Genomic DNA, 25258 nt, shown 5'->3' on the forward strand with positions numbered 1-25258 from the left:
AGCACTACAGTAGTTCGCGTGCGGTGGTCAAGAAGGCTTGGACAGGGGAAGATGTTTCGTGCTTTCTCCATATCAGAGATGTCTCAAAGGCCATATCGGCATTAGCGTGATCAAATGGGCAGATGACTATTCCCGGGTGCTGCAAGAGCATGGTTGAAGTGGGAAAGAGGGCGATGCCGAAATTGGCCGCTACGAGTCCAAGCACCATAGAGACATCAGCAACTTCCTGGGCAATATGAGGAATAAAGCCACATAGCTGAATGATGTGATCATGGAAGGCACCTGTTACTTCGCGTGAGCAACAGACGAATGGTTCGTTGGCTAGCTCCTGGAGTGTGACGGATGACTGCGACGCGAAGCGATGTTGTGGTGCACATATCGTGACAATCGGGAGCCGCTGCACAACTTCTGATGCAAAATCCTCTGGAACGCGCTGGCTCTTCATATTGATCGTAAATCCTAGCTGGATCTGTTGCTTATGCAGTAGTGTATTTTGTTCGTGTAGCTGTATCTCTCTCAGACTGACGTTGACGCCAGGATAGCGCTGACGGTAGAGGGCAATCACATCAGGCAGAAATGTATCGGCACCAGGAGCATGACGAATATAGCCAATAGAAAGCTTCCCAACCAATCCTTGCTGTGCTCTTTGCGCGCTGATGAGGGCGTAATCTACCTGCTCCAGGATGGGGAGAACTTCTTGTAGAAATACTTGTCCGGCATTCGTCAATGTCACCGTATGATGATTGCGCTCGAAGAGAGGGGCACCAACTATCTGCTCTAATTGACGGATTTGTTGGCTTAAAGGTGGTTGAGCGATATGCAGTTTCCTGGCGGCACGACTAAAATGAAGCTCCTGGGCGACTACGACAAAATAGCGCAAGTGGCGCAACTCTATTCTCTGGTCATACATAAAACATCTGACCTGCATATCGAATATATATTGGACATATCAACAGTATATTGCTATAGTCAAGAGGTGAAAAAACAGAAGAATTACTTCCTTAAAAAGGAGAAAAATATGTCATCGTTACTGGATACTACGAAAGAGCGAGATGCACACATCGAGCAGCGCTTACTCAATGACCAGGTCATCTGGCTCATCACGGTTCGACCCGATGGTCGTCCTCATGCGGCTACCGTCGGTTTTGTATGGAATGGTGACGCTGTCCTGATTCTCACCCTACCCACGACACAAAAGGTACGTAATCTACGTCACAGCCCTCATGTAGTACTCGCACTGAACACTAACGACAATGGTGATGATCAGATTACGATTGAAGGGACAGCAACCCTTCCATCTATTGACGAGCTAAACACAATCTTACCTGCCTTCGTTGAGAAATACACCTATAGACTCGAAGGAACCGACAATACCAGTGAACAACTAATACAAGCGCGCCAGGCCATTCTCATTACCCCTACACGCATTATAGCCTGATCGTACGTCGAGTGGGACATCGCACGCAAGCGTGCGACGCTACGGTGTCCTCGCTTCGCTCGACACTGGTCATGGGTACGCTGTATCCGATGAACAAAGAATTGTATATCCCATAAAAAGGAGAAAAAAGAGCTATGTCAAATGAAGAACAAGCCCCACCAGAACAGCGCTTCTGGGAGGACAAACAAGTGGCAGCACGTTGGTCTCAACAGGCTCAGGCGCGTCATGGCATTTTTAGTGCAGCAACTCAGCTGATGCTGGAGGCCGCGGGATTGAGTTCAGGAGACCATGTGCTTGACGTTGCTGCTGGAACGGGCGAGCAAAGTCTGTTGGCAGCACGAAAAGTCGGGCCGACAGGGACGGTGCTCGCAACCGATATTTCTGCGGAGATGCTTAAAGAGGCAGCACGCATCGCTGAACGCGAGGGATTAACGACGATAACGACACGGGTCATGAACGCTGAACAGCTGGATCTGGCTGAACAGTCATTCGATGCAGTTATCTCTCGTCTTGGCCTGATGGCCCTTGTTCATCCGCAAAAAGCGTTCCAGGGTATCTGGAGGGTACTCAAACCTGGACGAAAACTGGCGGCTTTGGTCTGGTCCACGTCTGAGAGCCATCCACTTTTCTCGATACCACAGAAGATTGTGGCGAAGTATGTCTCAGATCCAACTCTCAAGCTTAACCCTTTTATTCTTGGTGGGCCAGGCGTGTTTGAGCAAGCATTTAAGGATGCAAATTTTCGTGCAATTGACGTTCAGACGATCCCACTTCAGTTCACTTTTCCCTCGATAGAAGATTATTGGCAACAAGTTGTTCATAATCCGACGATAGGGGAGTTGAACCAACTCAGCCAGTCGGAACAACAACGCGCACATGAAGAAATCAAGCAAGCAGTGAGCCAGTTCGAAAGGCCAGAGGGTCTGGTCTTTCCGTCAGAATTGCTGCTGGGAGTCGGAACTCGTTAAGGATACTTTTCAGCCAGCGGATATCTCTCAAGCTACTTGTAAGAAATCCTCCACATACTGAAGCTTTCTCAACCAGGAAAGCTATGAGAGAAGCTCTCCCATGCCAAATAAGTGACGAGTAAGTGACGAAATGCATTCTTGTTTCTCTCTGTTTTGCCTTTTATACTTGCTAGAGATAGCCAAAATGGCCTTCTCTAGCAAGTATGTCATTTTCCTTCAGTACACCCAAAGGGGGGATGGAATGCGCGATACTCTTCGTCGTATGACAGGACAGAGACTGCGAAGTCTGATCCTACTGGCAAGCGCCGTAGTCCTGATCGGCAGTAGCTTTTTCATAAGTACGCAGGTCACCCATGCAGCCTCATACTGCCAGGTGACGTACGCGATAACCAATCAGTGGACGGGCGGCTTCGGTGCCAATATCACGATCCAGAACACCGGCACGACGGCGTGGTCGAGTTGGAGTCTGGCCTTCTCTTTTCCCGCCAGCGGTCAGACGGTCACACAGGGATGGAACGGCACCTTCACGCAGAGTAGTCAAAATGTGAGTGTGAAAAATCTCAGTTACAACGGGAGCGTGGCCGCGAATGGATCTATTGTTCCCGGCTTCAATGGTGCCTGGACAGGCAGCAATCCCATACCAACCAGTTTTACTGTTAATGGGAACGCGTGTAATGGATCAAGCGGTGCTACTCCAACGCCGGGCATCACACCGACACCCACATCTGGCGTAACGCCAACATCGACACCCACCTCTGGAACCACTCCGACACCAACGCCAACGCCAACCGGTGATACGCATACAGGCAACGCAACATGGTTTTCCGGCATCGGCGGGAGCTCCTACGGCGGTTGCGGCGTGCCGCAGGCTTATCTGGACTCGCAGAACTTTGTCGCCCTCAACGTCCAGAATACGCCCGGCGATTACAGCACATTTCTCTCGCGTCCCATCGCGGCACAATATGCCAGTAAGATTGGCATGTTTAACAATGGTCTCAATTGTGGACGCTGGGTGCAGGTGACGATCAGCAATTATTGTACCGGCATCAATGATGGCGCGCAGAATCAGCCCTTCTGTCGCAATGGGAGCTGGGTCACCGATAAGTATAATGGCGCGACCCTCAATATGATTGTGGCCGATAGCTGTCAGGATGGCAATGCCTGGTGTCGTGACGATCCTTATCATCTCGACCTCTCGCATAGCTCGCTGAATCTATTTATGCTCAATGGACAACCAGTCGGCGATATGGACCCCAATTCCTGGAATAATCGGCAGATCAATTGGAAGTTTATCGCAGCACCTGGCTATAGCGGCGATATCCAGATTGGCTTTTTGCAGGGAGCAAATCCCTATTGGTCAGCGATCTCCCTGACACATCTGGCCAACGGTCTGCATGGAGTCGAGTACTATCAGAACGGTGCCTGGATCAAGGCGACGATGGATAGCGATATGGGAGATGATTATGTGATCCTGCCGACAGTGGCCGGCGGCAGTAGTTATCAGATACGCGCCTATGATGCCTCCGACCAGCTCATCAATAACGGACGCGTCTATAGCTTCTCCTATCCGAGTAGCTGCGGCACATCATGTCCCAATCCCTACCTGTCAATTCCCTACACCACAAATCAGTAGCGGCGAAAAAAAGAGCATGTACATCGGGGCGGCTGATGCCCTGATGCACATGCTCTCACGCTTGCTCTCGTAGATAAATCTACTTGATAGAGATATTATCAACCCAGACGGAGCCGGTACCTTGACCCATGTTGAAATCAAACTCAGCATCAGGAATACCTGTGTCGAGCGTAAAGGTGTAGGTATATTGCTTCCAGGCCGTCGTCATGGCAAAATCCTTCGATAGATACTCAGTCCACGGCGGCGAGCTGACCTGGACGCAAATTTGTCCAGTAGTCGCCTTGGAGGCTTTCGCGGAGAATGTGATCGTGTACTGGTGCCCTTGCACCAGCTTGAGATTACTCTGTCCCAACTGCACGAACCAGGCATCTTCGCTGGAGGTACCACCCGAAGTTATATCGATGCGAGCCGATGCACTCCCATCCGCTGCAGTAGAGGTATCTATATGTTCGGTCCCTTGCGCACTATCCGTGAGGTAGAAATACCAGGGATCGGCTGTACTACCTTCGAAAGAGGGGTTCTGAATGAGGTTGGTGGCAGTAACAGGCGGAGCCGTGGCTGCGCTGGTTGGAGTCGGGGGGATAGGTGTGGGCGTGGGTGTAGGGGTCGGCGTCGGCGTCGGCGTTGCAGTTGGTTTCGGCGTCGGCGTCGCAGTTGGTTTCGGCGTTGGGGTAGCGGTTGCCTTGGGAGTCGGCGTTGCTTGCGCAGTTGGTGAGGGATGAGATGGTGTTGTGGTTGGGAATGCTACCGACGCGACTCCCGGAGGAGTAAAACGCACCCAATCAACCAGCAGATATCTGGTAGTTCCAACTGTCGCCAGGCCGCCAAACTCACTACTATCTGTGCCCCATTGATTAATCTCAACCGGAGCCGAAATGGAGGGGACGTGGGTGTGATGGTCCGCAACCATAACTTCATCCACATAATAGCTCACCTCAGTAGAGGTCCAGATCAGTTTATAGGTGTGAAAGCTGTTCGCCATGTTCGGTATCGTGGCCACACTCGCGATCTGATCGCCCCGGGCAGGATCGGTGGCGGGATGAGTGTTTTGCCAGGTAGTCATTTCTGCCAGATTGGGATACTGTCCCTCAATCTCAAAATCTAATTCTGTCTGAGAGTTATTGGTATAAGTAAAACCCGACGAGATCTGGCCACTGACAACTTTTCCTGTGCCATCGGTTGGAGATGACGCCGTTGAGCTTGTCCTCATTCTCCACTCATAAGTGCCGTAGCTATAGGCACTTTTCGTGGCGATCTCAGCACCTCTGGAGATAACCCCGTTGGCATTCGTGCCAACCTTCCCTTTTTCCTGGGTCAACTTCTCGGTCAGATACCCACCGCCGACACTCACGCGATCGGACTGAAAATATCCCTGATGTTGATCAACAATGGAACCCTGGGTATAGGCATAATTGGAGACAGACCAGAAATTTTGATTGAGGCTGGTGCCGTCAAAATTTTCCATCCAGCTTGTCGCCACGGTAGACGCATAAGAAGATTGTATACGATTAACCAATACTGCACACAAGCCAAATACCACGAGCAGGACAACACAAATACCCGCAATGACCCTGATTCCCCCACGTCGCTTGTGCTCCAAAAATTTTATATCCATACAAAAACCGCCCTCCGGAAAAATATAGGTCGGCTACACTACTCAATTAAAAATAGCGAAATTATAGCGCCACAAGTAAAAACCCAAACAAATCACTATATCCTCATCTTATAAATAAGTATAAAATAACCTCACATGCATTGCAATCTTTTGATACAAAGTACTACAAAAGTGTCAGAAACAATGAGGCACTGCGAGCGAGCGGCAGGCGAATTTCAACCAACTCATCATTGTGAGTGACACCGTCGCGCTCGCAGCCAAAGTTTTTCCGATCTGGTCAAGAGTGCTTATTGCTACTTAGCCGTACGGTGAACAAAATTCCGCAGTATCAACCTTTACTTGTGGCACTCCTTGAATAGACACACCTCCACAACCAAACCGTTGAACTCAGGACTTGTCGACAAATAGGAGAATGTCTCAATCCGCAAGCTATCTGGTTTCGCACCAGAGGGTGGTGGGGTTGCTGCATCCAAGCCGCATCCGCTACACAGTAACAGTAAAATCATCAAAAAGAGTGACGAAATGGCGATTTTTTTCTTTGCTAACATCTCTGCTTGCCTCCTCTCTTGTCTACCTCAAGAAAAAAGATTTTCTCTACATAGTCAGTCGCGAAAGAAGCATGTTTCGTTGCCAATTGAAATATCAATGAATTTTGCTTTATAATTTGATTTAGCTTGTCTCAATGCGTTACCATATATTAAGACATATTTGTTGTTTTTATTGATGAGCAAGGAGTGCTATTCATGTTGAATAAAACTATGTCTTACAAAACCTTTCTGCGCTTGATTGGAGGATACCTCCTGCTGTACGGACTATACATTATCGTGCTAGCTCTCACCGCTCAAATCACTGTCAGCGGAAGCATCACTTATGATGGCCCATTGATTGTTTGGAATCCCGATAGCGTCATAGGCTACATCTTCTGTGGTGGCTTTTTGATGGGAAATACTCTTTTACCTTTACCACTTCTCTTTGGAGGCCTGATCCGGTTGCCGCTTTTCCTGATGCCAGGTCCTTGCTTGTGGGTAAGCCTGGGAATTGTCTGCCTGGCAATGACCTCCAGACATGCAAATGTATCCTATGCCTGTTTACAGATCGCACTCTGGTTAATCAGCTTATCTCTCTGGTTCCCATTCTCTTTCCTCTTTCACATCGCAAATAATGATCCTACAAACTTTGTCCCCTTTGGGCTTGTTATTATGGCCCTCTCACTTGCTCTCGCGGTTGCCTATAAGCCGACAATACACCTCTTGAGAAGACTTTCTGGATCAGACAGCATCGAGGCAATGGTCAGTGCTTGAGCGATCCAAAGGCGAGATGTTGCCAAACAGTACTTACCAGCTATAAATTGGTCAACACTGTGCCAGTGTTTCGCTTGCAATAAACCGATTTATAATATGTAAGATTTCTATGATAGATGTAAATTTTTCCTTACAAATACTACAAGATGCGTAAAAGCCATTGACAAATTAAAAGGAGACATTATATCATTAAAAAAATACCGACCATATTACGATGATGTTCCCACAACGAACATGGTCTCACAGATGATCTTCCCATTAAAGAAGATCATCTCACGAAGGATTTTGTCATGTCTCAAGCAACGCGCACATTCTCAGATCAGGCTCTGGACGGCTTAGCCAGAGAAGCGTTCCCCGTATTTCAAGATTATCCCAACATTATCTACTTCGATTCTGGCGCCACAACGCAAAAGCCCACGGTCGTCCTACAAGCCGTAAACGACTATCACAGAAAATCAGTCAACATTGGTCGAGGCAATTATAGCTGGTCGGCCGATGCCTATGAGCAAGTACAGAATATACGTCAGAATATCGGGCGCTTTATCAATGCCAATTCCCCGGCCGAAGTGGTCTTTACAACAGGCGCAACGGCGGGCTTTAACATCATCTGCTCCTCATGGGGGCTGGCAAACCTGCAGTCAGGGGATGAGATTCTCGTCTGTGGAGTCGATCATAAATCATCCACGCTCCCCTGGGTGAGCTTAAAACATCTGCTTCAGCAATTCGGGATCTCAATCAAGATCCTTTTTTATGGCGTCGATGAGACCGGTAAAATCGATATGTACGAATTACTCTCTAACATCACACCGCGAACCCGCCTGATAGGACTGACTCACATTAATAATGTCTATGGTAACCTGAACGATATTGCTGCGATCAGGGCACAGGTGCCGAGCTCGGTGCTGCTTGCTCTGGATGCTTCACAGAGCATCGGCCATGTCGATGTCGATGTGCAAAAGCTCGGGGTGGATTTTCTTGCCTATTCCGGCCATAAAATGTTTGCTTCAACCGGTGTCGGCGTGCTCTGGATCAATCAGAAATTGCACGGCCAGCTCCGCCCGTCGGCTGTGGGTGGAGGAAATGGCTCGGGTTCCCTTCAACAGACAAGCGCTGAACTTAATTCGGTGGAGATGCCCGATCTGCTTGAGGCTGGCACACAGAATATCGCCGGGATTCTGTCGCTGGGAGCTGCCACAGCATTTGTTCAATCGATAGATGTCGAAGCAATTCACACCTATCTTGCCAACTTAACCATCTACCTTGTCGAGCAGCTTCAGACGATCAAGCATATCGAGTTTGTCCCGGGCACGCGCTTCCAGCATCCGGACGAGGCCTACGGGATTGTCTCTATGCGTTTTCGCGGATTCTCTTCAAGCGAAGTGGGAAGCATCCTGGAACAATCCAACATCTTCGTACGCACAGGCGATCATTGTATGTCGAGCATTGGACCCAGCGACTCTTCCTTGCGCGTAAGCTTGCAGATCTATAATACCAGGAACGAGGTCGATCGCTTGATCGACGTGCTGCGCAATCTACTCGGTACAAAATAATAGTGGCCATCTGCCAACAAAATCAAAGGCGTTCCCGTATCCAGCGGGCGATAGCGTGACTGGTCTCTTGAATGGAGGAGCGACTACTATCGTAGAGCGTGATGGGAGGATCGGTTGTATCAGCGTGCTCTTTGAGCCAACGATTAAATTGGATCATGCGTGTAACGACGTCATCCGAACCCGATCCACGCCATTGCGGACGCTGTTCCAGGCGTGCCCGTAGCAGGTCATCATCGCAAACAATGGCAAGATAGTAGATCGTTGCAAAGTAGCGGCGTTCAGGACATATTTCGAGTTGGGAAGGCAGGGATGTTCCGCAGAGGACTACGGGACGACCAGCCTGACCAATGTTCTTCGCGACCCGCAGCCACAGATTATGATAATCCTGATAACCATGCTCCGGGGTAGATGCTGCTAAGCCCCAAAGAATATCTGCTTCCATGACCACGCACTCATGCATGCGCGGGATTAATTCGAGGCAGATGGTCGTTTTCCCAGCACCGCTCGGACCTGTGATGATGAAGAGAGGCTGCTGCAAAAATGGATGGGCATGTTGACAAAATGGGCAGATGGCATACGGGCCAGAGGGATCAATTGTTTTCTCAACCGCATATTGACCACAGGCGGGACAGACGTTAAACACAAAAAGTCTCCTTTGTGCACACGAAGCGAGCACTTTTGACGCTCCGCTTTTAGCTTTCCTCGGTGATGAAGCTTACGGCTTCAGCAACCACAGATGGCTCATGCAGGATACGTCGATGCCCTGGACCTGAAACGCTGCGTAGTTGTGCTCCAGGCCAGGAAGCTGCAATAGCCTGCCCATTGGAGAATGGAATTTCGCGATCGTCGATATCATGGAAAATAAGTACGGGAGGACGTTCTGGCAGCTTCGAGGAGAGCAGATCAAGGTCTTTCAGTGGGACGCCTGTACGCTCTTCCACTGCGGCCAGAAAGGCCGGCAGCAACTGTGGATCAAGCCCCGTGGCATGAGCGAAACGCCTGAGGACGCTTTCTAATGAGGAGGGGCCAGCAATCAATACCAGACGGCGCACAGACAATCCATGCTTCAAAGCAATCACAGCAGAGGCGGCTCCCATAGAATGAGCAATCACAGCATCGAAAGGTCCCAATTCATCTTGCGCAGCCAGCAGGGCCTGCGCGAAGCTCCAGGGATTGGCCTCCGTCCCAGGAGAGTCTCCATGAGCCGGGCCGTCCAGAGCTACTACACGTCGCCCTGCCTCTACCAGTGGATCAACAAATGAGCGCAGTTGCGTGCCGCGTCCCTCCCAACCATGGAAGAGAAGCACCAGCGGTCCATGACCCCATACAGTTGCCGCCAGATGAGAGCGCAGCTTGAGTGGTGATCCTTTGCGCAGACTCTCTTGTTCGCGTGCGTTACGCTCATACGCATGGGGAGTGAAAAATTGTTGCAGTGCCCGCTGTACAGCGTCTTCCTGCCCCTGGGATACACGTCCCAAGTTATCTGGCTGACCAGTTTCCCGTTGAAGATCAGTCAATGGATGGTGCCTCCACTTTAGCTAGTTGATCACTACTGCGATGTACGCAACGGCACGCCATAAGGTGCAATATACATATTAGTCATCAATATACTGATCATAGTATCACACAGTCAATGCTCATTGCACCTCAAGCCAAATATGCCGATATTCATGCTTTGCATCGACATTAAGCAACACGAATTGAGATAGCTACGCTTTAGAGCAGATTTTCTAAGCTAACCTGATTTGATCGGCTTAGATAGAGAAAGAGTACCAGAATACAGCTCGATCAGCGCGTTCTTCACAGACTAACGCTATAATAAACATAAATCGATATCGATAAATATTTCAAGGACGAATATTTTTCGCGCCACTTTACAATCCCATCTGAGGCTGCCTTGAGACTTGTATCTCTTGGAATTATTTAACGTACTCTATTAAGAGGCGATCACTACATGAACATGATACAGAAGATCCGGCCATACACACGTATACCCGCCAGCCAGCATAGGAACGCGACAACCTGGTGGACCGGATTCATTTTTACACTCAGCTTTCTTTTAGTCATATGCTCATCCTGTTCCGGTATATTCGGAAGCAGCAGCCCCATCCAAATCGTATCGAGCGAAGCGGGAGCACCCGATCCTCTGCTGGCAGCGAAGACGAAAGTGGCCAAAATCATGGCTGGCATGTCATTGGACGAGAAGCTCGGACAACTGATCATCGTGGAATACACGGGAAACAGTTATCAGGAGAGCGGCCTACAGAATATGATAGCGCAGCAATATGTCGGTGGAGTGCTTTATCAGGAGAGCAATGGAAATTTCGATGCCCCAGATAATACCATTGATGCGATGAGCGCCTTCTCCCAACAGGCGCAACAGGATGCCAAGATCCCGCTCCTCCTGGGCACCGATCAGGAGGGAGGACAGGTCAATCGTCTCTACGATTTCCACGGGCAGCTTCCTTCAGCAGCCGACATGGCCGCCACCGGAGATCCAACCTCTGTCTACAACCAGGGCAAGCAGGCCGCACAATGGATGCTCCAGTTAGGCATGAATGTTGATCTGGCTCCGGTCGTAGATGTCCATACCGTCGATCCGCCCATCCTGGAGGACAGAATGTTTGGCAGCACCCCCGAGGATGTCGTCAAGTATGCGGGAGCCTATCTGAATGGATTACAACAGAACGGCGTCGCTGGCTGCCTGAAGCATTTTCCGGGCTTAGGAGCAGTCACATCAGATCCTCATGCGGGCCTGCCCACCATCGATCGCAGCCTGAGCGATCTGGAACAGATAGATCTCGCGCCGTATAAAACGATGATCAGTAAGAACAATCCAGCGATGATCATGGCAACTGATGTTATCATGCCAGCTATCGATCCTGACCTGCCAGCGGAACTCTCTCCCAAAGCTGTCAACGACCTGCTGCGCAAGCAAATGGGATATAACGGCGTCGTCATCACCGATGGACTCTACATGGGAGGTATCAGCGCCAACTGGACGCTCAGTCAGGCCGCCACATTATCGATCATTGCGGGCAACGACCTGGTCGAAGGTCCCGGTTCCGTCGCAGACGTAGCCGCCGTCGTGACCGGGCTCACAGCAGCCCTCGAGGACGGTCAACTGACACAAAAACGCATTGACCAATCAGTTGAGCGCGTCCTCCTCATGAAAGTAGAAAACAAAATCATCAAGTAGCGTCTTGTGAAACAGTTTCCCTGCGTGCGAGCGCGAACGTTTCGTACGTCGAGTGGAACATCGTACGCAAGCGTACAATACGGTAAAGTGAAGGAATCATCTCCCCCAAAGAGATCAAGCAAGCAGACGTAGCGGCGCGGCTCCGCCGTGCTGTCTGTGACTCGTACGGCAACGTTGCCTATGGCGTTCCATTGAGAGACGCTCCCAGGCCGAATCAGACGAGCCACAGACAGCACGGCGGAGCCGCGCCGCTACTGGGGTTCGATGAGAAGATAGGCCCTTGACTCTGTTCGTCGTCGCAATGAGCTGGCGATGTCGCGAACCAGATAGAGTACCCGTCGCTGTATACCATATTTTTTGGCGAGAGAGGCTTCAGCTTGCGCGATTTCCTGAGGGTCACTGAGGATGCGTGCTGTAGCCTCAATTGTATCGCCAGTCACTTTCCCGCTGCCGCTACATGGGGCCAGCGTGACATGGCTGCTATGACGAATACGTTTGACTTTTCCAGAAGTAGATCCTGTATTGATATAGATTTTGTTCTCTTCTCCAGCAAACCACATCGCCGTCGCGACGGCGACCCCGCTCTTGCGGAAGGTCGTTAAGCTGACATAGTTTTCAGTAAATAGTGGAGCAAATGGAGATGTCTGAGTGCTCATCTGGCCTCTCTTTCGGAAAAGAATGGTCTCTCGATTACCACAATAATGATACGTTGATTCCGTGATGACTATTGTACAACACAATGCCTGGACTCTACCATTACGAAGATCGACGATCCCCACGCAGCTCAGCTACCTTTTTTTATCCATCTTTTTTCAATTAGTGAAAGAATTGCAATCCCGCCACGAGGAATACACAATTCCTCATGTCTCGACAATCATACGTCGCTCCTCCCCAGAACAAAAATACGGGAAGAAACAGAGAAAGCATGCTGATACCAGGTACATACAATTTGCATCTTTTCCATCTGATATAATATCCAAAGAGGACAATGGTGTCATCACATTGATACATATCGCTACTTCCACAGATCAGATCAATGAGGACAAGTGGGAATTATGGTTAAGAAGGAAAACAAATACGATGGCAACATATGTCTTTTTCAACATCCCTGCCTACGGACATATAAATCCGACACTACCAGTAGCTCAAGAGCTGGTACGGCGAGGACACAAAGTAAGCTACTATCTGACTGAAGAATTCCGTGGAGAAGTGGAAACGACCGGAGCAACCTTTCATCCCTACGAATCGAGGCGCAAGCCTGACACAACGGCTCTTCCCCCTTTGGATGAGACAAAAGATGCTCCGCGCATGAATCTGCTCTTTCTCCTTGATGATAAAGAGGCTATTCCACCTCAGATTATAGATAGTGTGCGTGCAGAACAACCCGACGTGATCATCTATGATTTTATGTGCCTCTGGGCTCGATCCATCATTAATGAGCTTCACGTACCCGGTGTGATCACGAAACCGACCTACGCCTCCAACGAGCACTTCAATCTGGTGGAGCAGATGAGAAGTGGGATGCAAAAGATGTCCTCAGAAAACGCGATGCAGCAGAGAATTAAAGAAATGATGGCCGCCCGAGGGACATCGGCTGAACATCCTTTAAAAGAGCTTTTCAGCTCTTTTTCCTATGAGGAACAACTCAACATTATCTTCATCACCAAAGAATTTCAGCCGGAGGGTGAAAGCTTTGATGAGCGCTATCTCTTCGTCGGCCCATCTATTTCGCCGCGTCAGGAGGCGTCTGATTTTCCCTTTGACCAACTTAACAGTGACTTACCACTCCTGTACATCTCTCTGGGAAGTATCTTTAATAACCAGCCTGAATTTTACAAGCAGTGTTTTGAAGCCTTTGGGGAACAGCCCTGGCAGGTCGTCATGTCCATCGGAAAGAAAAGTGATCCGAGCAGCTTTGGTCCAGTCCCTGACAACTTCATACTTGCGCCCTACGTGCCTCAACTTGATATCCTCCCACACACGCGCCTCTTCATCACACACGCAGGCACAAATAGCGTCATGGAGAGTATGTACTTTGGTGTGCCGATGGTTCTGATTCCCCAGCAACCAGAGCAACAGTTGCACGCGCAACGCGTCGCCGACCTGGGATTGGGTATCGTGCTGGACAAGGATCAGGTAAACGCCAATACGCTGCGCGAGACAGTTGAACGTGTCTCTCACGATGATGCCTATCAAAAACGAGCGCGAGATTTACAACCATCGCTACGCCTCTCCGGAGGCTATCAACGCGCCGCTGACGCCCTGATAGCCCTCGTCCAGTAGTATCAAAATCTTACAAGTTCCTGTTTACATCAATGATTGTTGATGTAGATGTTGGCCCAGGCAAAGGGTGGGATGAGATCTCCTGCGTTGTACGAATACCCCTGTACGTATGGCTTCAAAACGCGGGAGGTCAATTGCTGATAGGTCGGAAGCCAGGCCACATCAGTGATGAGCTTCTGTTCAGCATCGTCATACATAGCCAGACGCTTCGTGGGGTCCTTCTCGGTATCGGCGGCAGTCAATTCATCCTGCACCTTCACCTGATCGGCCGCATCAGCCGCGTGATTCTGACCATAGTTGGTGGAATTGTTCGGTGAGCCCTTGGAGAATTGAAGGGTTGTGAAGTCCTGCGGATCAGGATAATCATCGATCCAGCCGGTCTGAAACATTGGCAGGTTGCCGTTACCAACAGTTTTTGGCTCTTCGGCCGTCAGAGTCTCAAAGTCGGTTGGATTCGCCTGGACTTTTACGCCTAAAACATCATTCCATTCCTGGACGACAATCGAAATCTCTTTCGCAAAGTCTGCATTTCCACTATCATAAGGGAACTGCAACTTTGGCAAAGCGGAGACACTCGCATAGCCATCTTCCTGCAATCCCTCAGCAAACAATGTCTTCGCCAGCGTGGGATTGCCACTGGTGTTGTTGGTACCGTCTGGCCCCTTGAGATTGGGATTATAGCCCGGCATCCCATCAGGGATGATATGGTTGGTGGCAACGACGGAATTTTTGTAGACCACATTGGCAATCTGGGTCTTGTTGATAGCCAGTGCGAAGGCCTGACGAATTTTTATGTTGTCAAATGGCTTGGATAAGAAGTTCAAGGCATAATAGAAGATCGCCAATGTTGGATTCGAATGATATTCACTGGTCCCCTGGACCTGCTTCAGGTTGGCGGTCGGGACATCGGCACGGTCAAGCTGACCATTACGATACGCTTGAAAGGCGGTATTGGTATCCTTATAGAAGATCCAATTGACCGTCACAATTGGTTTCGCTTTAACATAGTTGGGATTGGGAACGAGGGTGATAATTTTTCCATGCGTATATGTTTTCACCTTAAAGGGGCCAGAACCACCACCTTCATTCAAATGGTCAGTGAACTTGGTGTTGCCATATTTCGTGATCAAACTTTTCTCGACCACAAAAGCGGTTGGATACGTCAAAGTGGCCACAAAATAAGAGACCGGTTTGATGATCTTGATCACAACGGTATTTGGATCGGGAGCGATCAAACTATCTCCAATGATAGTGCTAATCTTGCCGGCCAGACGCTTGTCCGAATCTTTAATCAGATTTAAATAGCTGGGGGCAACAGGCGAACCAAGAGCAGGATCCAGAGCGCGATCAATACTATACACAACATCCTGCGATGTCAGAGGGGTTCCATCGCTAAATTTTAAATCGGGTTTCAGCTTAAAGGTATAGGTCAGACCATCACTTGAGATCGTCCACGAGTCTGCCAATTCTGGCACAACTTTTTGACTGTTATCCAGCGATACCAGCCCGGTAAACACCATACTTATCGGTGCTGCCGATGTGGTCGTGGCCGCCATAGCTGGATCAAAGGTCTTAATATCCGCAATACCACCACCCGGGAACGTCTGGTTGAGAATCTGCTTATCCGCAGGAGCTTTCCCTGTCGTGGGCGGCGCAGTACCTCCACAGGCACTCAGTACGATTGTCAGCAAGACCAGTAGAGTGATCATCATCCTTACATTTAACTTATTTGTCACTCGCATAAAAAATGTCTCCTTGTTCTGCTCAAATCTGAAAATAATTGATGACGAGAACTTTTATTCCTTTTAATAGACCTCCTCGTAACTTAAAGCGCCAGCAATCTCGTACAAAATGACTTCCCTCGATTGATGCAGAGAAAATCCGCTCGTTCCGAAGCAATTTTCCTCTGCATCAATCGATAGATACAGGCGAATCGGCGCTTATATTTAAAAATACGCCGCCAAGCTGATAAAACTCACGCACATCCATTTCTTTTATTTATATTTACACATCTTTTACCGCTTGCTTGATCGCAAAAAAGAGACGCAAAGCTAGCTGCTCTCGACAAGAGCAGCCAGCTTTTTAGACGTTTTAAGTGAGATGATTGGGCGACTACGATGTTTGGCGCATCAGGATAGCAAGCTTTCCCTGGTCTTGCTGAATCTGCATGCAGAGGATGCGTCCATTTTTCAACCAGAAAGGAGAGATAAGGTCGGTGCTCGTGCTGGCAATAGATGCCGTCTGACCTGCAACGGTGCGAATAGAGAGGATTCCAGCATCGCTATAAACAATGGCGTGGCTATCTGGAGCCCAGCTCCATCCCTGCAATTTGTGCTGCGGCAGGATAGTAAAGTGCTGGTCTGGTTGCCGGATATTGACACTCTCTAATTGCACACGTTGATCACTCTGGACCAGTTCGTAACTGAGATACTCACTATCAGGGGACCAGGCAACGCTTCCAATATTAAAAGCACGAGGATCAACTATCTGTTTGACAGTTCCACTGCGAGCATCCATCACATAGACAGCACGACCTTTTTGCTCCTCGGCCGGTTGAGCAATATTGGTGCCTGTCCCACTGAGGGTTGCCGACCCGGTGACGAAAGCCAGATAGTGTCCATCGGGCGACCAGTACATGTGTCGGATTGGAAGTGAATTGACTAACGTGGTCCGAAGCTGTGGAGTCTTTCCAGTGATATCAGTCTGCCACAATTGGATATGCCCAAAGCTCTGCGTGGCATAGATAATCTCATGTGGTGCGCTGGGTGACCAACTGGCAGCCAGCGCATCCTCTCCGAGCAGGTGCATATAGTGTCCAACCGGCACAAGTGCCAGCGCGGTCACATCCGATCCTTTGACGGTTACCGTGGCGACCAGGGCCGTACCATCTTTTGACCAGGCCATATCTTGTGCATGATCCATAACATGGATACTCGTGTGCGCAGGATCTGCGATAGTGGCGGTATAAAGTACACCCGCCTGATTGGCTGGCTGATAGATAATGAGTTGATCGGTAGGATCAACAGATAATAGACTTCCACCCTTGGCCAGTGCTGGAGCGACGCTACTGCTCTGGCTGATCCGATAATTGAGCGTGGTAATGCTCGGTTGCTGGCCAACCTGGATAGAGGCATATATGGCAATGGATGCAAAGAGCACCACGGCGATGACTGCCAGTGTGGGTATGATCAAGCGTTGCTGCTTGCTATGTTTTTCGCGCCCCTGCGTGCGCTGAATAATCTGTTGCCGTAACTCCGGCGTCAAGCGGACCTGATTCGCTTTGACTTGAAGGGCACTGGTGATCAATTGATTGAGATGGTGGTCTGTGCTCAGTGAACGACGCGCTTGTTCCTGCTCATCCTCAAAAGGTCCGTTCATGAGACATCCCCTTTATTCACATCGAGTTGTGAACGAAAATAACTTGTGGTTACATCAGCATCAGCTGTTTGCCCATCTTCAGCCTGGACCGAGAGAACACGATTCAATTTTCCGAGAGCCGATTGCAAGCGCTTCCGTAGCGTGTTCTCGGCTACACCCAGGCTCTGTGAGACCTCAGCCATGCTCATACGATGATAATAGACCAGGACAATCAGGACACGCTGGTTGGTCGGCAAAAGCTCGATCGCCATGGCCATATCCAGTGTCTCCTCAACCTGTCCACGCTGAAAGTCCGAGAGCGTAATTGAGGTATTGATCCACGATTGCGTCACTATCTCTCGGATGGCTTTTGTACGTCGCACAACCTGTCGCTTAAAGCTCATGGCTTCGTTCACCACAATCTTCAAGAGCCAGGCACGCAGAAAAGCCGGTTCGCGAAGCGTAGACAACTTTTTCCAGGCCAGGATAAATGTATCCTGCACGACATCTTTAGCGGTCTCCTCATCATTCACAATCAAGTAGGCAGTGCGCAGCAGCAGATTGCCGTAGCGCTCAACAATCTGAGCAAAAGCATGCTCATCCCCGTTCAGCATCTGTTGCACCAACGCCGCCTGCCAACGTCCATCATCAAGAGGAAGATCACCGTCCTCACGGGCCTCTATAGACTCAAAATATCGTTGCAGTGCTCGCCCGATCCAGGACATCGGTGGCCTCACAAAAACGAGGCCGGTCGCGAAATGGGTATGTCTTCCCAGGCTGATATATTTCATAACAATCGGTCATCTCTTCTTTCCTGCTACAATGCGGAAATCCTATCCAGGAGGAAACTTAGTTTCTCAAGCGAGAATACACACCTTATGTTCAGACGATAGACAACTTCCAAATAGGTCAGTCCATTCTCAGAATATAGGATAATTTGCGTTGCCCATCCAATCATTTTATTGATTGCGGACAGATAGCGGAGATGCAAGAAATATTTGACCAGGGTTACATAAATGTCCCATTTCTGCAAAAAGAAACATCTTTATTATGTTACGACAAAAGTGTGGATAGTATTGTTACCCTTCTTCAAGCTTTCTCGGCTCGATACAGTAGAAGATCAATTAACTGACGTTCTATTGTTCCGACGTCATGTTGTTCTTAAGTCTGTAGCTATCTGGATACAAGAACAGGTGAAAGCAGAAGAAGATAGCTTTTCCAAAACGGAAGCGAGAAAAATTATGATGAAACGAGAACGAGCCTGGTACGTATTGGCGAGTCGAGGAGCTATGCTGCTTGGTCTCTGTCTGGCAATGTTGCTCTCAGCCTCGGGAGCTCTGGCCGCCCCTGCTGATAGCGCTTATGTGCGGGTCGTGCACGCATCTCCTGCTGCGGGTACGGTGGATGTCTTCGTGGATGGGTCAAAGCTATTGTCTGATTTCACCTTTGGAAGCGTGACAGGGTATGTCTCAGTTCCAGCAGGATCTCACACCATCAAGGTGGCTCCCGCAGGCAAGGGGATTGATGCAGCAGTGATCAATCAGACGGTCTCGGTCGAAGCGGGTGTACCGTACACAGTAGCAGCTATCGGGACAAAAGACTCGGGCTTTGGTCTCCAGGCTTTCGCAGATGATAATCTGCTCTCAGGCGGAATGGCGAAAGTGCGTGTCTATCACCTCTCCCCCAATGCTGGCCCGGTCGACGTCGCGGCTGGAGGCAAGACAGTCATCACAGGTCTGACATATAAAAGTGCCAGCGATTATCTCTCGGTGCCACCGGCCTCCTACACATTCAACGTCACAGCCACACAGGCAAATGCCACAGTACCAGTGAACGCAGATGTGCAGGCCAACACGGTCAATAGCGTCTTCGCAGTAGGACTCTATCAGGGAGATCCAGCACTGAAGTTTGTGCTAGGCACAGTTACAGGAGTCCCCGGAATGCCTCAGACCGGAAGTAATCCCAATGTCACACAGAGCAGCAGCAGTAATCCCGCACTCATCTGGCTGATCGGCGCATGCGCGTTGATCGTGGCAGGATCAGCGGGCTATGCCGTCCGCTTTGCACGCACACGTGCACAAAAATAGGCTCTCATTGACATGCTAGCAGAGAATGTCCATCAAGGCTCCCGCGTTGATGGACATCTCCCATTTGCAGGAGTTGATAGATCGTGCGAACTGTTTATACGTGGATCAGCATACCAGGCCTGTGCCTGTGCCTCTTCCTCTTGAGCGGCTGCGGCTCAGCCGACCAGACACAACGGAGCCAGCCAACTCCTCTAGCAACCATCATCCCAACGCCGTCAGCAACTGCGACGCCCGTGCCGACTCCGACACCTGTGCCCCATGTCGATCCCCCCATCCATATCAGTATTCCAGCAATTGGCGTTAATGCAGAGATTGAACCCGTAGGTGTACTCGCCAGCGGCAATCTAGATACACCACAGGTGAATCCCTGGGATGCCACAGGATGGTATGAGAGTGGTACACGCCCCGGAGCTCGCGGTAGCTCGGTGATCGATGGGCATGTCGATAGACCTGGAGGCGGTCCAGCCGTTTTTTGGAATCTCCAACGCATGAAGCCGGGCGATATCGTCACGATCACCACCAGCTCGGGAGCTCAATATCACTTCCGCACCACCAAACGCCAGAACTATCCGCCCAGCCAGGCACCGCTCCAGGGGATCTTTGGTGACAGTAGTGGGACCTATCTCAACTTGATCACGTGTGCTGGCGATTGGATTCCAAGCGAAAATCAGACCTCCCTGCGTACCATTGTCTTCACGCAACTCATATAGAGCCGCACGCTCCATCAGGTCTGGAGAAGCAGGAAGCGTCCTCGCTCCTGAGCTGAGCGGGTAAGCTGTTGAATCGTTTGACGCAACCAACCACTTCCATGCATATTCCAGGCGTCGGGGGTCAGCTGCTCCACAAATTGATAGATGGTCTCGCTGCTGCGAATTAAGGTCAGATCGAAGGCGAGGAGCTGAGTTAAGAGTGCCTGCTCTTGTCGAAAGCGCCACCAGATACGATCCTGCGTGGGCACCGACATGCCACGGATATGCGACTCCAGGCTGGAGATGGCTTGTTGGACGGATTCGATTTCACGCATCTGGGTCATCGCTTCGGCCGGCGGATAGGGATTATCACGGGTCGGCGTCGGAATAAAGCGCGTGAAGTATTCGCTGCGCAGCCGGGCCAACTGTTCAGCCGCGTGCGCGAGAAAATATGAGGCGCGTTCGCGGACGAGCAGATCGTCAGCGCGGGCCTGATTTGTCTGGTTGTAAAAGTTGTAGCCATAGCCTGTCAGCATGAGCTGTAGCTGCTGGATGAGTATATCATCGGTGGGTCCGGATGTCATGTGCTTGCTTCCCCTCTGTCCAGGATACGGGCAAGGATAGCGATCCGTGTCCGTATCTCCGTATGTCATGTTAGCGCAGATGTGGCGGCGGAGGCGGAGGCGGAGGTGTATTTCCTGGGCGCGTTGGCCTCTGGGTGTAGACATCAGCGTTGGTGGTGGGCTGTACTCCATTGATCGTGAAGGGCACTCCCAGCGCCATATTGGGAGCCGATACGACTCCATGTTCTGCCAGCACAATGGCTGTATAGTAACGCACGGCGTCGAGCTCGCTCAGGCCAAAGGCTTTCAGCGAGATCAGCTGCTTCATACGCTCATCGCGTGGGAAGACCAGCACTTTGACGGTGTCGAGGGCGATACCATAAATAGCCAGGAATTGTTGCAGGTGTTGGAAGACAATCTGTGAAAGATCATGGATTTTTTCGTTCACAACCTCTAGCGGGGTTATCTGCACAAGCTGGTTGACCGCCTGCTCAATCACGGGTCCTGCATAGCTATTAATATCAGTTGTCGTTAACGCATGACCGCGATAGGGCATGTGTTGTACGAGTTGTACCGCCGCCTCACGCGTCTCGACATGCACGTAGTAGTCGACGCTGTATGCCATCTCGGCCATTTCACGCGAGAGCGCCAGGCCACCTGTCTTGAGCAGCAGCTTGGCACGATTGATGTAGAGTGCTTCATATTGCCATGGGCTCTGTCCACCATAGAAGGCCTGCTGGATTGAGCCAAAAAGTGGACGATCAGGCGTCTGTACCGCGTATTGGCCCGTTTCGTAGACGTTCAGGATAGCTCCTCGCGATTTGAGAACACAAAAATGATTGCTTTCAACCGTGAGCAGTGAGCCGTTGAGGATATCATTATGTGGATAGTGCCAGAGCATAATCTCTGGTCCCATCACCTCTTCACCATTGTCCGCCAGGGTCGAGATAACATTACGTATTCCAGGCATAGTAAAAAACTCCCGTATCAATACATTTAAAAATTCATCTAGCAATTGAACGCTTGAAGCAGCCAGAATTCATCGATGGAATTTGTCTACTGCTCCCTTTCTCGCTGGCAGGTATACCATGAAAAGCGTAACGTCAGATGGATCAGAAGAGTATGAAGGGAGATAATCAAGCAGAAAAATCGCGCCAGGCCAGCTGATGATCTTGCAACCAGTGAGCTTGCACGTCGTTTAAGCCTGCCTCATGTACACTCAAGTAGCTATAATTTTTCTCTTTGCGGGCCGGAAACCAGGATTCTCCTTCCAGGAGCGGAAATCCTGTCAGTATCTTTTCGGGAGGCGGCTTTCCGATGCTACTCACTTGCAGAAGACGCGTCTCCTCTACTTCGAATGAGCGGATGGTATGGCTTCTTAAAGCCTGTGTCAAAATGGGTAAATGATGATCGATGTGCTGCTCATCAGCAAGTTGTACCACATAAAGAACTTCCTCGGTCGTTTCATAGGTTCGCTTGCCAAGCAAACCATCTCCATACAGTCCACACTGTTGCTCAAGAAAGCTCTCAATATCCGGTGCATTCTGTGCGGCCAGGCCAATATAGATCAAAAATGTCATACAATTTCCCTCTTTCATCAATAAAGAACCTTATCTATCCTCTACAAGGATAACACATCATGCAATATCTATACCATAAACATGAGCTTATTTCACTAGGTGCAGAACAAAATGGCAAAAGCTCCTGATCGCAATGCTGCACTTGACTTCGAGTGCGCTCTAAGGTGTATGATTTATGTATGAGATATTGCATGAGATAATTTATCGGAAGGTGCCAGGATGGTTGGCAAGAAAGGCTCAATGATGGAAAAGGTCATGGAAAAAGTACCGGTGATGGAACCAGTACTGACGATCCAGCAGGTGGCGGAGACGACGGGATTGAGTGCTCATACATTACGTTACTATGAGCGGGCCGGCTTGATGCAGCAGCATGTTGACCGCAATGATACCAGCGGCTATCGATCTTACACACAGCAACATGTCTCCTGGATTGAATTCATCAAGCGCCTGCGCTCCACCGGGATGCCGATTCGCGATATCCAGCGCTACACCGAACTTCTGCGCCAGGGCGATCAGACAATTCCCGAGCGTATGCAATTGTTGCAAGATCATCAGCACCATGTTGAGGAACATCTCAGAGAAGTTGAGCAGCATCTCTCGGCCATCACAAAAAAAATTGCACATTACGAACAACAGTTTGCAAAAAATCAGGCACTGGAATGCGGTGAGGATTATCTACGTAAGTAAAATGAACGACACGCCCATCTCCTGTGATACGCACAGAAAGATGGGCGCGAGCTTCGCAAACATGTGTTCCGGAAGGGGTCGGATGATGACCTTCCGTCGATCAATAGAACCCTTAACCTCCGAAAGAACTCGGGGATGTTACATAGCTACCACGCTGCACCTCCTGCCATGATTTTCCACCATCAATCGTTTTATAAAGTATTGATGTATACTTCTTATCACCTGTTTTATGATCAACCAGGGCATCCTGGACACTTAAAATCCAGCCAATTTTCCCGTTAATAAAATCAACATTGAAACTATTGTTGCCTTGAATCAGCGTCTTGTGCTGTGGTTGCCATTGCCCAGCCACAAGCGCATACGTAATCACATCTCCTTTTTCGGCAAGGAGAAAATGGGTAGCATCAATGATCGTAACCATAACCGGAGTTTCTGTAATAGCAGGCACAGTAATCGTCATTTTGTTCCCGAGTAATTGCCAGGTTTGTCCACCATCACTGGTACTATACATGTAGAGGTGCAGTGGACCCTGATCTTTAACATAGACATAAAGGTTTCCGTGTTCGGTGTCAAAGAATCTGGGTTGGGAGATAGTCGCGACGATGTTGGCGCTATTACTATCTGGAGCAGGCATGATCTCACCTGATTGTGGCAATGACTGTAATTGCCAACTTTGGCCACCATCCTGCGTAATGTAGAGCGCTTTGTATACGGACCCCTGATTTGCAACGATTACGCTGCCACGCACAAACCAGCCAGTCTGCTGATTAAGAAATGTTCCTTGTCCAACCTGTCCACTAGGAAATGGTCCAGGTAGTGTATCAGTATTGCCAGCCTGTGCTACACTTATTTGTTCCCAGGTCTTGCCACCATCGGATGTATGAAAAACGCTTAGCTCCTGATTCATAGCAGCATCAGGTCCTGGTTGCACCACGTCCATAGCCCAACCATGTTGCTTATCCACAAAGGAAAGTTCAGTAGTCTCACCAGGTATTGTAAATTGTTCCCAGGATTTGCCACCGTCCACCGTACGTAGCAGTGGTGTTCCTGCCGTAGAGAGACTCGATCCAGGAATAACCCAGGCCGTATTTTCATCCAGGAAGAAAGACCGGATGAACGTTGTATATGTCCCAGGTAGGGGGACTTCGCTCCAGGTTTTACCACCATCAGTGGTGCGCACAATCCTATTTGGCAGGACACTGCCATCAACAAATATTCCTTCCCCCCAACCCGCTGTGGCACTTTCCATTGTAAATCGTGTAAGATCTGGCTGTTTCTTCAATGGTGTAACGGGCGTTTTTTGGGGTTGTGCAGTAGGTGTCTTAACCCGAAACGGCAAAACCTGTCCGACAAGGGGAAACCTATCAGGCTGAAGAGAAATCAGCGTGCCCGCTGAGAGCAGAATCAGAATCAGTGCAACCAATAATCCCAGGCGCCAATATACTCTGGTACGGCGACGTGGGCGCGGTGGCTGGACAAATTGTCCGGCATGAAGGTTCTTCTGCTCCTCATCCAGTTGGTTACTCATACGAGCCTGTTGGATACGTATCCGAATGCGTTGCAAAGATTGTTGGTCAGCTTGATCGATTGGGTAGTTATCTTGTAGTTGCTTTGTGAGATCGGGATACATCTGTTCATCTTGCGTCAGATCGTTATGCTCTAGCATTCTCTAGCCTCCTTTGTATCCTGATTGCGATAGGCAGTCCGCAGCATCGTCCGGGTCCGCGTCAGCATCTGACAGATCGCTGCCTCGCTCTTATTCATGAGCACGCCAATCTCGGAACATCTGAGATTATGCACGTAGCGTAAGTAGAGGAGCTGCTGCTGGAGCGATGGAAGTTGCTGGATATAGGAGCGAAGTTGATTATGCGTCTCGTTCTGAACCAGAATATGCTCTGGCTCAGCATTGTCATACAAAATTTCAGCAAAGAGATCAATGTTGACCGTGATATGGCGATTCAATCTGCGATAATTATCAATAAGCTTATTACGCGTAACTTTTTTTAGCCAGGCAAGTTGCTCGTCAGGTCCCAAATAGTTCAGATCATTTTGCATCAGCGCGGCAGTAAAGACCTCCGATGTGATATCCTCTGCGTCCTCACGTGTGCGCGCATATTTACGTATATAAATAAAGATAATATGGCCGTAGCGCTCAAAAAGCGGGATATCAGCAGGAGCATTCTGCGCAAATTGAGGCGGTTGTGATTGTTGCATAGCTGTCCTTTCATAGAATTTTTAGCATCACCCTCAATATCGCTACCAGAGCCAAAATATGACATGCGCTTCAATCTATCCCGATGGTCCATAG

General features: G+C 49.7%; 23 protein-coding genes. 10 read left to right on the plus strand and 13 right to left on the minus strand.

What is annotated here, in order from left to right:
• Positions 1–4 precede the first annotated feature (4 nt).
• Complete coding sequence (locus tag AC27N8_RS05310) at positions 5–910, minus strand: LysR family transcriptional regulator (protein WP_487064689.1); 906 nt, start codon at positions 908–910, stop codon at positions 5–7.
• 108 nt (positions 911–1018) lie between these two features.
• Here AC27N8_RS05310 and AC27N8_RS05315 point away from each other — a divergent pair, with 108 nt between their 5' ends.
• From AC27N8_RS05315 to AC27N8_RS05325, 3 genes are all read left to right on the plus strand, one after another.
• On the plus strand, positions 1019–1438 hold the full coding sequence (locus AC27N8_RS05315; protein ID WP_487064691.1) for a TIGR03618 family F420-dependent PPOX class oxidoreductase: 420 nt from the start codon (positions 1019–1021) through the stop codon (positions 1436–1438).
• Between the two features lie 134 nt (positions 1439–1572).
• Positions 1573–2406: a class I SAM-dependent methyltransferase gene (locus tag AC27N8_RS05320; protein WP_487064693.1), complete on the plus strand. Its 834-nt coding sequence runs from the start codon at positions 1573–1575 to the stop codon at positions 2404–2406.
• Between the two features lie 241 nt (positions 2407–2647).
• Complete coding sequence (locus AC27N8_RS05325; RefSeq protein ID WP_487064695.1) at positions 2648–4039, plus strand: cellulose binding domain-containing protein; 1392 nt, start codon at positions 2648–2650, stop codon at positions 4037–4039.
• A gap of 79 nt (positions 4040–4118) precedes the next feature.
• Here AC27N8_RS05325 and AC27N8_RS05330 read toward each other — a convergent pair whose 3' ends face one another.
• Complete coding sequence (locus tag AC27N8_RS05330) at positions 4119–5654, minus strand: carbohydrate binding domain-containing protein (protein ID WP_487064697.1); 1536 nt, start codon at positions 5652–5654, stop codon at positions 4119–4121.
• 743 nt (positions 5655–6397) lie between these two features.
• Between AC27N8_RS05330 and AC27N8_RS05335 the strand changes: the two genes are divergently transcribed.
• Complete coding sequence (locus tag AC27N8_RS05335) at positions 6398–6955, plus strand: hypothetical protein (protein ID WP_487064699.1); 558 nt, start codon at positions 6398–6400, stop codon at positions 6953–6955.
• 290 nt (positions 6956–7245) lie between these two features.
• On the plus strand, positions 7246–8505 hold the full coding sequence (locus AC27N8_RS05340) for an aminotransferase class V-fold PLP-dependent enzyme (RefSeq protein WP_487064701.1): 1260 nt from the start codon (positions 7246–7248) through the stop codon (positions 8503–8505).
• A 22-nt stretch (positions 8506–8527) separates the two neighbouring features.
• On the opposite strand, the gene AC27N8_RS05345 is transcribed toward AC27N8_RS05340, so the two are convergent.
• Complete coding sequence (locus AC27N8_RS05345; RefSeq protein WP_487064703.1) at positions 8528–9148, minus strand: P-loop nucleotide/nucleoside kinase family protein; 621 nt, start codon at positions 9146–9148, stop codon at positions 8528–8530.
• A 49-nt stretch (positions 9149–9197) separates the two neighbouring features.
• Positions 9198–10022 (minus strand): alpha/beta fold hydrolase, encoded by an 825-nt coding sequence (locus tag AC27N8_RS05350; RefSeq protein WP_487064705.1) that lies wholly within the window; start codon positions 10020–10022, stop codon positions 9198–9200.
• A 437-nt stretch (positions 10023–10459) separates the two neighbouring features.
• On the opposite strand from AC27N8_RS05350, the gene AC27N8_RS05355 reads away from it, so the two are divergent.
• Complete coding sequence (locus AC27N8_RS05355) at positions 10460–11704, plus strand: glycoside hydrolase family 3 protein (protein WP_487064707.1); 1245 nt, start codon at positions 10460–10462, stop codon at positions 11702–11704.
• Between the two features lie 251 nt (positions 11705–11955).
• On the opposite strand, the gene AC27N8_RS05360 is transcribed toward AC27N8_RS05355, so the two are convergent.
• A complete protein-coding gene (locus tag AC27N8_RS05360; RefSeq protein WP_487064709.1) occupies positions 11956–12360 on the minus strand; it encodes a PPOX class F420-dependent oxidoreductase in 405 nt (134 codons plus the stop codon).
• A 424-nt stretch (positions 12361–12784) separates the two neighbouring features.
• Between AC27N8_RS05360 and AC27N8_RS05365 the strand changes: the two genes are divergently transcribed.
• The gene (locus tag AC27N8_RS05365) at positions 12785–13987 is read left to right on the plus strand and encodes a macrolide family glycosyltransferase (protein ID WP_487064711.1); all 1203 of its coding nucleotides are present in this window, start codon (positions 12785–12787) and stop codon (positions 13985–13987) included.
• Positions 13988–14016: 29 nt separating this feature from the next.
• On the opposite strand, the gene AC27N8_RS05370 is transcribed toward AC27N8_RS05365, so the two are convergent.
• The 3 genes from AC27N8_RS05370 to AC27N8_RS05380 form a co-directional block, all read right to left on the minus strand.
• A complete protein-coding gene (locus AC27N8_RS05370; RefSeq protein ID WP_487064713.1) occupies positions 14017–15729 on the minus strand; it encodes a peptide ABC transporter substrate-binding protein in 1713 nt (570 codons plus the stop codon).
• Positions 15730–16099: 370 nt separating this feature from the next.
• Entirely contained in the window at positions 16100–17365 is a 1266-nt protein-coding gene (locus tag AC27N8_RS05375; protein WP_487064715.1) for a hypothetical protein, read from the minus strand.
• Complete coding sequence (locus tag AC27N8_RS05380) at positions 17362–18135, minus strand: RNA polymerase sigma factor (protein ID WP_487064717.1); 774 nt, start codon at positions 18133–18135, stop codon at positions 17362–17364. Before AC27N8_RS05380 ends, AC27N8_RS05375 begins: the two co-directional genes overlap by 4 nt.
• Before the next feature lie 450 nt (positions 18136–18585).
• On the opposite strand from AC27N8_RS05380, the gene AC27N8_RS05385 reads away from it, so the two are divergent.
• Both AC27N8_RS05385 and AC27N8_RS05390 read left to right on the plus strand, forming a co-directional pair.
• Positions 18586–19431, plus strand: a complete 846-nt coding sequence (locus AC27N8_RS05385; RefSeq protein WP_487064719.1) for a DUF4397 domain-containing protein — start codon at positions 18586–18588, stop codon at positions 19429–19431.
• An 83-nt stretch (positions 19432–19514) separates the two neighbouring features.
• Entirely contained in the window at positions 19515–20141 is a 627-nt protein-coding gene (locus tag AC27N8_RS05390; RefSeq protein ID WP_487064721.1) for a class F sortase, read from the plus strand.
• A gap of 14 nt (positions 20142–20155) precedes the next feature.
• Here the strand turns inward: AC27N8_RS05390 and AC27N8_RS05395 are convergent, their stop codons facing one another.
• The 3 genes from AC27N8_RS05395 to AC27N8_RS05405 form a co-directional block, all read right to left on the minus strand.
• Positions 20156–20704, minus strand: coding sequence for a hypothetical protein (locus AC27N8_RS05395; protein WP_487064723.1), 549 nt, complete (start codon positions 20702–20704; stop codon positions 20156–20158).
• 70 nt (positions 20705–20774) lie between these two features.
• Entirely contained in the window at positions 20775–21653 is an 879-nt protein-coding gene (locus AC27N8_RS05400; RefSeq protein ID WP_487064725.1) for an SPFH domain-containing protein, read from the minus strand.
• A gap of 166 nt (positions 21654–21819) precedes the next feature.
• Positions 21820–22263 (minus strand): hypothetical protein, encoded by a 444-nt coding sequence (locus AC27N8_RS05405; RefSeq protein WP_487064727.1) that lies wholly within the window; start codon positions 22261–22263, stop codon positions 21820–21822.
• A gap of 219 nt (positions 22264–22482) precedes the next feature.
• Between AC27N8_RS05405 and AC27N8_RS05410 the strand changes: the two genes are divergently transcribed.
• Complete coding sequence (locus tag AC27N8_RS05410) at positions 22483–22950, plus strand: MerR family transcriptional regulator (RefSeq protein WP_487064729.1); 468 nt, start codon at positions 22483–22485, stop codon at positions 22948–22950.
• Between the two features lie 112 nt (positions 22951–23062).
• On the opposite strand, the gene AC27N8_RS05415 is transcribed toward AC27N8_RS05410, so the two are convergent.
• Together AC27N8_RS05415 and AC27N8_RS05420 are read right to left on the minus strand one after the other, a co-directional pair.
• Positions 23063–24616 carry a WD40/YVTN/BNR-like repeat-containing protein gene (locus AC27N8_RS05415; protein ID WP_487064731.1) on the minus strand — a complete coding sequence of 518 codons (1554 nt, stop codon included), beginning with the start codon at positions 24614–24616 and terminating at the stop codon, positions 23063–23065.
• Entirely contained in the window at positions 24610–25164 is a 555-nt protein-coding gene (locus AC27N8_RS05420; RefSeq protein ID WP_487064733.1) for an RNA polymerase sigma factor, read from the minus strand. Before AC27N8_RS05420 ends, AC27N8_RS05415 begins: the two co-directional genes overlap by 7 nt.
• Positions 25165–25258: the final 94 nt, after the last annotated feature.

The organism is Dictyobacter sp. Z7_2 (assembly GCF_057551105.1).